Genomic DNA, 9902 nt, shown 5'->3' on the forward strand with positions numbered 1-9902 from the left:
TGCGGCGACACGGAGTCCCCGGAGATCCTTGCCGCGATCGCGGCGGCTGTCCATCCGTGACAACACCCATGTTCCGGCCGAATGGCGGGATGGCACCATTGCGGCGGTGGGGGTCGCGACCCGGTGCGGTGCGCCGGTCCGTCCGGCCCCGCACATCGGACGACATGAGAAGAAGACGGAAGGGGACGGGCTGTGCCTGCTCCACGGATGAGCGCGACACCGCTGCCGGGCATCGGTGTGAAATACGACCTCACCACGCGTGAGCACGAGCACCTGTCCGTCATCGCGCACCGCGACGGCGCCCGGACGGTCAACGTCTACCGCTCCGACGACCCCGACGCCTGCGCCCGCTCGCTGCGGCTCAGCGTCGCCGAGTCGGCCGCGCTCATCGACGCGCTGATGCCCGCCCACCACAGCCCGAACCTGCTGCACACCACCGACCTGGGTCTGGTCGCCGAGCGCATCGAACTGTCCTCGGTCTCCCACTGGAACGGACGGCTGCTCGGCGAGACCCGCATGCGCACCGACACCGGGGCGTCGATCGTCGCCGTCCTGCGCCGCGCGGAGGCGATCCCGTCACCCGCGCCGGATTTCCGGCTCGCCGGCGGGGACACACTGATCGTCATCGGCACCCGCGAGGGCATCGACGCCGCCGCCGAGATCCTCGGGCGGGAGTGACCGCGTGCACTCTTCCGCCATCTTCCTCATCGAGTTCGGCGCCATCATCCTCGGGCTCGGTCTCCTCGGCCGCCTCGCCGGACGCCTCCAGTTCTCGCCCATCCCCCTCTACCTGCTGGCCGGCCTCGCGTTCGGCGAGGGCGGCCTGCTGCCGCTCGGCGCCAGCGAGGAGTTCGTCGCCATCGGCGCCGAGATCGGCGTGATCCTGCTGCTCCTCATGCTCGGCCTCGAGTACACGGCCAGCGACCTCGTCTCCAACCTCAAGACGCAGTACCCCGCCGGTCTCGTCGACATGACGCTCAACGCCCTGCCCGGCGCCGCCCTCGCCCTGCTCATGGGCTGGGGCCCGGTCGCCGCCGTGGTGCTCGCGGGCGTCACCTGGATCTCCTCCTCCGGCGTCATCGCCAAGGTCCTCGGCGACCTCGGCCGCCTCGGCAACAGGGAGACCCCGGTCATCCTCAGCATCCTCGTCCTCGAGGACCTGGCGATGGCCGTCTACCTGCCGATCATCACGGCCCTGCTGGCGGGCGTCAGCCTCGCCGCGGGCAGCGTCACCCTCGCCATCGCGCTGGGCGTCGCCGGCCTCGTGCTCTTCGTCGCCGTCCGCTACGGCCGCGTGATCTCCCGCTTCGTCTCCAGCGACGACCCGGAGAAGCTGCTGCTCGTCGTGCTCGGACTGACCCTGCTGGTCGCCGGCCTCGCCCAGCAGCTCCAGGTGTCGGCCGCCGTGGGCGCGTTCCTCGTCGGCATCGCCCTCTCGGGCGAGGTCGCGGAAGGCGCGCACAACCTGCTCGCCCCGCTGCGCGACCTGTTCGCCGCGGTGTTCTTCGTCTTCTTCGGCCTGCACACCGACCCCGAGTCCATCCCGCCGGTCATCCTCCCGGCGCTCGGCCTGGCCGTCGTCACCGCCCTGACGAAGATCGCCACCGGCTGGTGGGCGGCCCGCCGGGCCGGGATCTCCGTCAAGGGCCGCTGGCGCGCGGGCGGCACCCTGGTGGCGCGCGGCGAGTTCTCCATCGTCATCGCCGGACTCGCGGTCACCGCCGGCATCGAGCCCCAGCTCGGCCCGCTGGCCACCGCGTACGTCCTGGTCCTGGTGGTGCTCGGACCGCTCACCGCCCGCTACACGGAGCCGATCGCGATGCGCCTGGCCGGACGCGTGAAGCCCGCGCCCGACAGCGCGTCGGCCCAGCTCGCCACGCCCGCCGCGGAGACGCTGGAGCCGGTGGAGGACGGCGGCCGCGACCGCTGACTTCCACCGCCCCGTGCGTACGGCCCGGACAGCCCCGCGAGGGAGCCGCCCGGGCCGTCGTGCGTCCGGGACGCGCCTCAGTCGGTCAGCCGCACCGGCATCAGCAGCGAGAACGTGTGCTCGTCGTCGGGCCGGCGGAGCACGAGCGGCGCCGTGGGCGCGCCGAACTCCAGTACGAGCCGGTCACCGCCCGCCGCGGCGAGCGCGTCCAGCAGGAACGCCCGGTTCACCGCGACGAGGTCTTGGCCGTCGGCGCCCTCCGGGACGGGGACGGCCCGGCCGTCCTCCGTCACCTCCAGCACCGTCAACTCGTACCCCGTCCCGCCGTCCTCGTGCAGCCGCACCGGACCCGTGCGCACCGCCTCCGTGAACGCCGCCACGTCCACCTCGGCACGGCGTCCGGCGGGCAGCCGCACCAGCCGCCGGTAGTCCGGGAAGTCCTGCTCCAGACACCGGCCGCCGGTCTGCCGGTCACCGGCCTCCAGGGTCACGCGGCCGTCGTCCACGACGAGGCGCACCTCGTCCGCTCCGTCCAGCAGCGCCCGCATCGCGTCCGCGAGCGGCAGCGGCACGGTCGCCTGCACACGGCCGCCGCCCCCGTGCCCGCCGGCGGCGGTGCGCGCCACCGCCATCCGGTAGCGGTCGGTGGCCACGGCGTGCAGCGTGTCGCCCTCGGCGTCGAGATGGACGCCGGCGAGCACCGGAAGCTCCGGGTCGGTCCCGGCCGCGAAACGGACCGCGTCCAGCGCGGCGGCCAGACCGGGACCGGACACGGACAGCCGCGCGGCGGTGCGGGGTGTGGTCATGAGGGGGTACTCCCTGTCGTCGAGAAGGTCCACAAGCGCGGAGAACTCGGCACGGGCGGCCGACAGCCCCTCCTCCAGCCGGCGCAGATGCGCCCGGAGGAGCCCGCGTACGAGATCGGTGTCGGCGGCCGTCCAGCCGGCCAGGACCAGCCGGACGTCCGCCAGCGGCATGCCGGCGCGGCGCAGCCGGGACAGCACCCGGGCCTCGCCGAGCTGCTCCGGCGCGTACCAGCGGTAGCCCGTGACCGGGTCGACCTGGTCGGGGACCAGGACACCGGCACGGTCGTAGAACCGCAGGGCGCTGACGCCCAGCCCGCTCGCGCGGGCCATCTCACCAATGCTGCGCATCTCGCTCTCCACACCTCGGACCCTGCCGCCTCGACCAGGTCGAGGGTCAAACCCCGCCTCTCCGACGCGTACGGCCGACCGGGTGACGATGTCACCCCCGCGGGCGGAGCTGGAGCCCACGGCGTACCACCGGCGCGCGGCGGCGCGTTGCTCCGGCATGGACAGCACTGGGACGGCGCGGCGCCTTCTCGGGCACGGCGCCGTGAGCGGGCCGTACGCGCGACTGACCGGCGGGCATGTGGCGAACACACCGATCTACGCGGAACTCGTCGCGGAGTGGCGGGCGAAGGGCCACACCGTACCGGGGCATCCGGACGGGCTGTGGGCGTCCTTCGCCGTCGTGACCGCGAGCGACCGCGGCCCGGCGCCCCACGTGCCGTTCCGCGTGCCCGTTCCCCTGCTGGGACCCGCGACGTCCTCCGCGAGGGCGGTGTGGGCGCCCGAGGCGAGGGCCGCGGAGGCGCCCGAGGCGGGGGTCGCGGAGGCGCCCTCGGCGGGGGCCGGTGAGGTGTCCTCGGAGACGTCCGAGGAGGCGCCCGAGCCGGACCTCACCAGCAGTCCGGACCCCCCTGATCCGCGCTGACCGGCGCGAGCACCGCGAGCGTGCCGGTCGCCCGGCGCAGCGCCCGTTCCAGCGGCTCCGCCGCGTGCAGGGTGCCGGAGCCGTCCGGCGGGACCAGCCACTCCAGCCGCCCGGAGGGACGGTACGGCGGCGGCACCGCGACCCAGGACCCGCGCCCCACGTGCCGTACCCCGAAGCCCACCCACTCGCTGCCCGGGTCGGGCGGCAGGAAGAAGCCCACCCGGCGGGCCATGACGTCCACCAGCGTCGGTCCCGGCAGTTCGAGCGGATCGCTCCACAGCAGGTCCAGGGCCAGCAGCCCGAGCCGGTCGGGCACGCTCAGCACGTCCCAGTACCGGCCCGCCGCGAGCAGGGCCGTCCCCTCACCGTGATCCCACTGGCGTTTGCACTCCTGCGGGTCGAGGGCCGCGGCGGCCAGCCATTCGACGGCCTGTTTCCACCTCATGTCGTGCATGTCCCACCCCGGGCACGGTCGGGCGCGCCGCTGCGGACGCGTGCGATAGCGCCACATGGTGGTGCATATATCTGTTCTCCGGAAGGGGTGGGGCGGGTACCGCTTTCCGGTGCGGGAGGGACCGGACGCGGAACACCCCCGGACCGGGGACCCGGCCGGGGGTGTCTGTGCCGTCGGAGGGGGACCTCACCTCGCCGGTCCCGCGCACTCAGTCGCCGCTTCCGCCGCTCTCACGCTCCCGCTTCTTCAGCCGGGCCGCCTCCTTGCGGACCTCGGCCTGCGTGGCGCGCTCCCGCTCCAGCCACTCGGGGCGCTCCTCCTTCAGCGCCTCGATCTGCTCGGTGGTGAGCGGCTCGGTCACCCCGCCACGGGCCAGACCGGAGATCGAGACGCCCAGCTTGGCCGCGACCACAGGGCGCGGGTGCGGGCCGTCGCGCCGCAGGTCTCGCAGCCACTGCGGGGGATCGGTCTGGAGCGCGTTCAGTTCCGCGCGCGAGACCACGCCCTCCCGGAACTCGGCGGGGGTGGCCTCGAGGTACACACCCAGCTTCTTCGCCGCGGTCGCGGGCTTCATCGTCTGGGTGCTCTGGTGCTGCGTCATGGCGTCCAGGGTATCGAGCGCGTGCACGGCCGCCGACCACGGCCGGTAACCTGGCCAGGTGACCGGCCCGGAAGTGTCCCCCTCGTTCCGCCTCGTGTACGTCCCCGGTGTGATGCCCGACAAGTGGGTGCGCGTCTGGAACGAGCGGCAGCCCGACGTCCCGCTGACCCTCACCCAGGCGCCCGCGGAACCGGCGCACCGGATGCTGCTGGACGGCGAGGCCGACGCGGGCCTCGTCCGGCTCCCCGTCGACCGGACGGTGCTCAGCGCCATCCCCCTCTACACCGAGCAGACGGTCGTCGTGGTCCCCAAGGACCACCTGGTCACCGCCGCTGACTCGGTGACCGTCGAGGACCTCGCGGACGACATCGTGCTGCACCCCCTCGACGACGTGCTCGGCTGGGAGTCCCTGCCCGGTCGCCCCGCCCTGGAACGCCCGGCCACGACCGCCGACGCGATCGAGCTGGTGGCCGCCGGGATCGGCGTGCTCGTGGCGCCGCTGTCCCTGGCCCGGCTGCACCACCGCAAGGACCTCACCCACCGCCCGCTGGAGGACGGGCCCGCCTCGAGCGTGGGCCTGGCCTGGCCGGAGGCGGCGACCACGGACCTGGTCGAGGACTTCATCGGCATCGTGCGCGGCCGGACCGTCAACAGCACCCGTGGCCGTCGGCCGCAGCCCGCACAGGACAAGCACGAGAAGCCGGACAAGCAGGAGAAGCGGAAGAAGGACGGCGCCACGCAGGGCGACGCCGGACGCCGCCGGCAGCCCTCCGCCGGGGCCGCGGGCCGCACCAGGCGGACAACCGGCGGCAGGACCGGCGGGAAACCCGGCGCCGGAACGGCGAAGAACCCGCGACGGGGCAAACCCCGCCGCAGGTCCTGAACCGCGGGCCGCGGACGCGTCAGCGCACCGTGCCGGAGGGCGACGGCGCCGGGGAGGCCGTGTTGAGGTCCTCCAGCTCCTTCGGGATCGGCAGGGCGAGCACCGGCGCGCCCGCCTGCGGCGCCGGCGGCGTCACCTGCTCGTTCGGCAGCTTCGGCGGGCTGGTCTGCTGGAAGTTCACCTGCTCCTGATTGACCAGACCGGTCTTCTCCAGCACCGTGATGTGGTCGAGCACCGTGTCGTTCGCCTGGTCCGCCAGCTGCCGGACCAGCGTGTTGCGGGTGTTCGCCCGGATCTTGGCGATCACGGGGAAGATCTGCCCGTGCGTGATGCGCATGATGTTCACGGCCGTGGAGTCGAACTCCTTGCCGCTGGTGGCCTTCACCGTCTCCACGAACCCCTGCTGCTGCGGCGACGCCTGGTTCGGCAGCGTGATGCCGAGCTCCAGGGAGATCTTGCGGCAGCTGGCGTCCAGCCGGCCGTGTCCGACCACCAGGTGCTCGCCCGCCTCCTTCATCTCGGGCGTCGTACCCCGCTCCATCGCCAGCAGCCCCAGCGGGTGCTCCCACAGTCCGGCCGCGCGCACCTTGACCACGAAGTCACGGTCCGCCTCGGTCAGCGGGCCGTAGTTCGTGTTGGCCACCACCCGGTCCTGCTTGGTGGATGTGGTCTGTACGCCCAGCATGGTGGGATAGGCGAGCGCGGTGAGGGTCAGAATCATGGCTCCGCCCACGAACGCGGTTCCTGCCGTGCTGCGCGAGATGCGCATCGTGCCTCCTGGGTTGAGAACGGCCCAACACCAGGGAGTACGGACGGAGAGCGCGTAACAATCACCGTTCGGGAAAAAATTTTGGGCCGCTTCGGGACGCGTGCCTCGCGTGCCGCGTCCGCCGCGTGTCGGGCCGGTGCCGGTCGGCTCCGGCGGGCGGTCCTGGTCGGGCACGGCGGGGTGGTTGCGGTCAGCCCCGGAGGGCGGTTCCGGTCAGGCCCGACGGGCCGCTTCGGCCAGCCACTCCCGGGCCGCGTGCGCCGTGAACTCCGCCTGGCCGCCGCCCAGCAGCAGGTCGGCCGTGGCGAACTCCGGCGCGTCGGCCTGCGCGGCGACGTAGGGGACGGCGATGCAACGCATACCGGCCGCGTGCGCGGCGGCCGCGCCCGGCGCCGCGTCCTCGACCACCACGCAGTCCGCCGGGTCCGCGCCCAGCCGCCGCGCCGCCTCCAGGAACACGTCGGGGGCCGGCTTGCCGTGGGCGACCTCGTCGGCCGACACGACGGTACGCAGATACGCGTCCAGGCCGGTGCCCGCGAGGATCGCCCCGATCGCCTCGGCCGAGGAGCCCGACGCCACGGCCGTCGGGACGCCCTCGTCCGCCAGCCGCTCCACGAAGGCGCGCATCTCGGGGAACACCGTCGTCCTCGTCCGGGCCAGCTCCAGGTAGTGGCGGTTCTTGACCGCGACCAACTCGTCCACCGACGCCGACAGGCCGAACCGGCGGCGCCAGTCGGCGACCGTCTCGCGGGTGCTGATGCCGACGTACCGCTCGTGCTCCGCCCAGCTGAAGTCCGGGACGCCGTACGCGTCGAGCGTGCGGCGGCCCGCCTCGTAGTAGTTCGGCTCGCTGTCCACGAGTGTTCCGTCGAGATCGAAGACGACCGAGAGACTGCCGAGTGCGCGCATGCGTCCAGCATCGCAGGGGCTCGGTGGGCCGTCCGGCCCGCACACCCGGGTCATCCCCGCGCCGACCGGCCGATCGACTCCACCAGCGGCAGCAGCCGGTGCGGCACGCGCTCCCGCAGCGCCACCTCGGTACGGGTGCGGACCACGCCCGGCATCCCGATCAGCTTCTGGATCACGTCCTCCAGGTGGGCGTTGTCCCGGGCCACCACCCGGGTCAGCAGGTCGCCGCCGCCCGTGATGGAGAACGCCTCGACGATCTCCGGTACCGCGGCCAGCGCGTCCCCCACCTCGTCGAGGTGCCCCTGGGTCACCTCGACGTGCACGAACGCCAGCACGGGATGGCCCAGTGCGGCGGGGGAGAGGGCGGGGGCGGTGCCGGTGATCACGCCCTCGCGCTCCATGCGGTCGAGCCGTGCCTGGAGCGTGCCGCGCGCCACGCCGAGGATCCGCGCGTACTCACGGACGCTGGTGCGCGGCTGCTCCAGCAGCAGCCGCAGGATGCGGGTGTCGAGTTCGTCCACGGCCACGAGGTCGTCGCTCCGGAGTCGGCCATTGGCATGGAGATGGCCCAAGGGATGCCGCGAGAACAGTACCAATGGCTCACTCCACGGAGGCTCGGTTGAGCCACTGGTGGCGAAGATGCTGATATGGGTGTGTCGATGGCGCTGCGGAACCGCGGCGCCTTTTTCATGCCACGACACATCACGACACACGTCGTACGAGACGCCAGGGGGCGGTAGGTGCTGAAGAAGGTGTTCATGGCGCCGGATCCCGGACGGATCCGGCTGCGGTTCGCGACGCGGGCCGTGTTCGGCATCGGGGCGGCCGTCGTCGCCTGCGGACTCGCCGGGCACTCCCTCACCGGCGCGATCACCGGCGGACTCGCCGCGCTCCTCGCCCTGTTCACCGTCACCGACGCCACCGTCCGCGGGCAGGCCGTCACCACGGCCCTCCTGCCCGCCGTGGGCCTGCCCGTGCTGGCCGCCGCCACGGTCCTCCAGGACCACCCCGTGGCCCGCGACGCGGCCTTCCTCGCCGTGGTCGGGCTCGGCGTGTACGCCAGGCGCTGGGGACCCCGCGGACACGCCCTCGGCGTCTTCGCCTTCATGACCTACTTCGCGGCGCAGTTCCTGCACCCCAGGACCGGGCAGCTCGCCGAGCTGTCCGCCTCCGTACTGCTGTCCGTGGCGATCGCGGCCGCGGTGCGCTTCGGACTGTGGTGCTACGAGCGGCGGCTGCCTCCGGCGGCCGTGCCCGCACCGCCCGGCGGCACCGGGCTCGCCCGCGTCACCACCCGCCAGGCCGTCCAGGCGACGGCCGGCGCGGGCTTCGCCCTGCTCGTCGGCCAGCTGGTGTCGGGGGAGCGGTGGTACTGGGCCGTCGGCGCGACCTGGTGGGTGTTCGTCAACACCACCTCGCGCGGCGAGACCCTGGTGCGCGGCTTCCGCCGCGTCCTCGGCACGGTCATCGGCGCCGGGCTCGCCCTGTTCGTCGCCGTCCCGGCACACGGCGACGCGACCCTCACCGCGCTGGTCGTCGCCGCCGCCGTCTTCGGCATCTTCTACACGGCGGCCGTCTCGTACACCTGGATGATGCTCTGGGTGACGGTCCTCGCCGCCATGCTGTACGGCCTGCTCGGCGTGCTCACCCCGTCCCTGCTGGCCCTGCGCATGGCGGAGACCGGTGTCGGCGCGCTCGGCGCGGTGCTGGCGGTGGTGTTCCTGCTGCCCGTGTCCACGCACAGCGTCACCGACGCCTGGATCCAGCGGGCGCTGCGCTGCGTGCACGCCTGCACGGCGCAGACGGCCGCGCGGCTGGCCGGCGACCCGGACGCGGACCCGGCGCCCACGGTCGTGGAGCTGGAGCAGCTGCTCGCCCGGGTGCGCCTGTCGGTGGCGCCTCTCGTGCACCCGCTGAACCCGATGCTCGGCCGCAAGCGGCGGGCCCGCCAGGTGCTCGCGCTGCTCGACGACTGCGCCCGCGAGATCCGCGGCCTGGTCGCCGTCGCCGCCGACCCGGAGGCCTCGCACGACGCCCGCCTGGCCGCTGCCTGCTGGCGCGTGGAGGCGGCGGTCGAGGCCCTCACGACGGGCCGCGACATCGAACCGCGCACGCCCCCCGCCACGACGGAACCGGCCGCCCTCGCCCACCTCCACACCCTGGAACGCACCCTCGCGGAGCTGTCGACACCACTGCGGACACCGCCGGGCTCACCCCTGGTCGGCGCGTGACGGCCTGCGCGGCCGACGGTTGACAGGCGACCCGGACGCGGGTCGCCCCCGTCCGGGGAGCTGTCGGACGCGGCTGCTGGGCAGCGCCTTCAGCGGGGCGCGTGGTCGCGCCGCATGCAGGCGGGTGCCCCATCCGCAGGGGCACGTCACTGGTGTGTGCCCATCGCCCTGTCACGGGGTCGCTCCGCCCCCGAGGGGCACGTCACCGATGGCCGCCCGTGGCCCGGCCGCGCGCATCGGCCCACCCGCCACAGCCGCTCGGTGAACCCGCGCCGACGCCCTTCGCCGCCACATGTCACGTCGCGCCCGGGCAGCGCCCTCACCGGCCGGGGCCGCCGGCGGACCGCACCCGGCCGGTGACGGCGCCGCCCGGGCGCGACGTGACATG

Annotated in this window: 11 protein-coding genes; 5 read left to right on the plus strand and 6 right to left on the minus strand. The window is 73.9% G+C overall.

From position 1 onward, the window contains the following. The first annotated feature begins 207 nt into the window (after positions 1 to 207). Both CCN29_RS05370 and CCN29_RS05375 read left to right on the plus strand, forming a co-directional pair. Complete coding sequence (locus tag CCN29_RS05370) at positions 208 to 678, plus strand: cation:proton antiporter regulatory subunit (RefSeq protein ID WP_006135137.1); 471 nt, start codon at positions 208 to 210, stop codon at positions 676 to 678. 4 nt (positions 679 to 682) lie between these two features. Next, entirely contained in the window at positions 683 to 1930 is a 1248-nt protein-coding gene (locus CCN29_RS05375; protein WP_086680266.1) for a cation:proton antiporter, read from the plus strand. A 77-nt stretch (positions 1931 to 2007) separates the two neighbouring features. Here the strand turns inward: CCN29_RS05375 and CCN29_RS05380 are convergent, their stop codons facing one another. Beyond that, a complete protein-coding gene (locus tag CCN29_RS05380) occupies positions 2008 to 3084 on the minus strand; it encodes a DNA polymerase III subunit beta family protein (RefSeq protein ID WP_031059583.1) in 1077 nt (358 codons plus the stop codon). Between the two features lie 88 nt (positions 3085 to 3172). On the opposite strand from CCN29_RS05380, the gene CCN29_RS35605 reads away from it, so the two are divergent. Next, positions 3173 to 3667: a hypothetical protein gene (locus CCN29_RS35605; protein ID WP_063834505.1), complete on the plus strand. Its 495-nt coding sequence runs from the start codon at positions 3173 to 3175 to the stop codon at positions 3665 to 3667. On the opposite strand, the gene CCN29_RS05390 is transcribed toward CCN29_RS35605, so the two are convergent. Both CCN29_RS05390 and CCN29_RS05395 read right to left on the minus strand, forming a co-directional pair. Then, complete coding sequence (locus CCN29_RS05390; protein ID WP_006135133.1) at positions 3633 to 4121, minus strand: hypothetical protein; 489 nt, start codon at positions 4119 to 4121, stop codon at positions 3633 to 3635. The genes CCN29_RS35605 and CCN29_RS05390 overlap by 35 nt on opposite strands. A 208-nt stretch (positions 4122 to 4329) precedes the next feature. Further along, positions 4330 to 4722: a DUF5997 family protein gene (locus tag CCN29_RS05395; protein WP_031016493.1), complete on the minus strand. Its 393-nt coding sequence runs from the start codon at positions 4720 to 4722 to the stop codon at positions 4330 to 4332. Positions 4723 to 4780: 58 nt separating this feature from the next. On the opposite strand from CCN29_RS05395, the gene CCN29_RS05400 reads away from it, so the two are divergent. Further along, positions 4781 to 5605, plus strand: coding sequence for a LysR family transcriptional regulator substrate-binding protein (locus CCN29_RS05400; RefSeq protein WP_086680268.1), 825 nt, complete (start codon positions 4781 to 4783; stop codon positions 5603 to 5605). 19 nt (positions 5606 to 5624) lie between these two features. Here CCN29_RS05400 and CCN29_RS05405 read toward each other — a convergent pair whose 3' ends face one another. The 3 genes from CCN29_RS05405 to CCN29_RS05415 all read right to left on the minus strand — a co-directional run bounded on the left by CCN29_RS05405 (position 5625) and on the right by CCN29_RS05415 (position 7810). Then, positions 5625 to 6374 carry a DUF4142 domain-containing protein gene (locus CCN29_RS05405; RefSeq protein WP_006135130.1) on the minus strand — a complete coding sequence of 250 codons (750 nt, stop codon included), beginning with the start codon at positions 6372 to 6374 and terminating at the stop codon, positions 5625 to 5627. A gap of 213 nt (positions 6375 to 6587) precedes the next feature. Further along, entirely contained in the window at positions 6588 to 7283 is a 696-nt protein-coding gene (locus CCN29_RS05410; RefSeq protein WP_031059577.1) for an HAD family hydrolase, read from the minus strand. Between the two features lie 50 nt (positions 7284 to 7333). Continuing rightward, positions 7334 to 7810 carry an Lrp/AsnC family transcriptional regulator gene (locus CCN29_RS05415; RefSeq protein ID WP_006135128.1) on the minus strand — a complete coding sequence of 159 codons (477 nt, stop codon included), beginning with the start codon at positions 7808 to 7810 and terminating at the stop codon, positions 7334 to 7336. 213 nt (positions 7811 to 8023) lie between these two features. Here CCN29_RS05415 and CCN29_RS05420 point away from each other — a divergent pair, with 213 nt between their 5' ends. Then, on the plus strand, positions 8024 to 9514 hold the full coding sequence (locus CCN29_RS05420) for an FUSC family protein (RefSeq protein WP_086680270.1): 1491 nt from the start codon (positions 8024 to 8026) through the stop codon (positions 9512 to 9514). Positions 9515 to 9902: the final 388 nt, after the last annotated feature.

The sequence above is a fragment of the Streptomyces pseudogriseolus genome (assembly GCA_002154585.1).
GTDB lineage: Bacteria > Actinomycetota > Actinomycetes > Streptomycetales > Streptomycetaceae > Streptomyces > Streptomyces pseudogriseolus.

Coding starts and splice junctions, on each gene's coding strand:
- CCN29_RS05370 (WP_006135137.1), top strand. CDS start 208: ATGAGCGCGACACCGCTGCCGGGCATCGGTGTGAAATACGACCTCACC.
- CCN29_RS05380 (WP_031059583.1), bottom strand. CDS start 3,084: ATGCGCAGCATTGGTGAGATGGCCCGCGCGAGCGGGCTGGGCGTCAGC.
- CCN29_RS35605 (WP_063834505.1), top strand. CDS start 3,173: ATGTCACCCCCGCGGGCGGAGCTGGAGCCCACGGCGTACCACCGGCGC.
- CCN29_RS05390 (WP_006135133.1), bottom strand. CDS start 4,121: ATGCACGACATGAGGTGGAAACAGGCCGTCGAATGGCTGGCCGCCGCG.
- CCN29_RS05395 (WP_031016493.1), bottom strand. CDS start 4,722: ATGACGCAGCACCAGAGCACCCAGACGATGAAGCCCGCGACCGCGGCG.
- CCN29_RS05405 (WP_006135130.1), bottom strand. CDS start 6,374: ATGCGCATCTCGCGCAGCACGGCAGGAACCGCGTTCGTGGGCGGAGCC.
- CCN29_RS05410 (WP_031059577.1), bottom strand. CDS start 7,283: ATGCGCGCACTCGGCAGTCTCTCGGTCGTCTTCGATCTCGACGGAACA.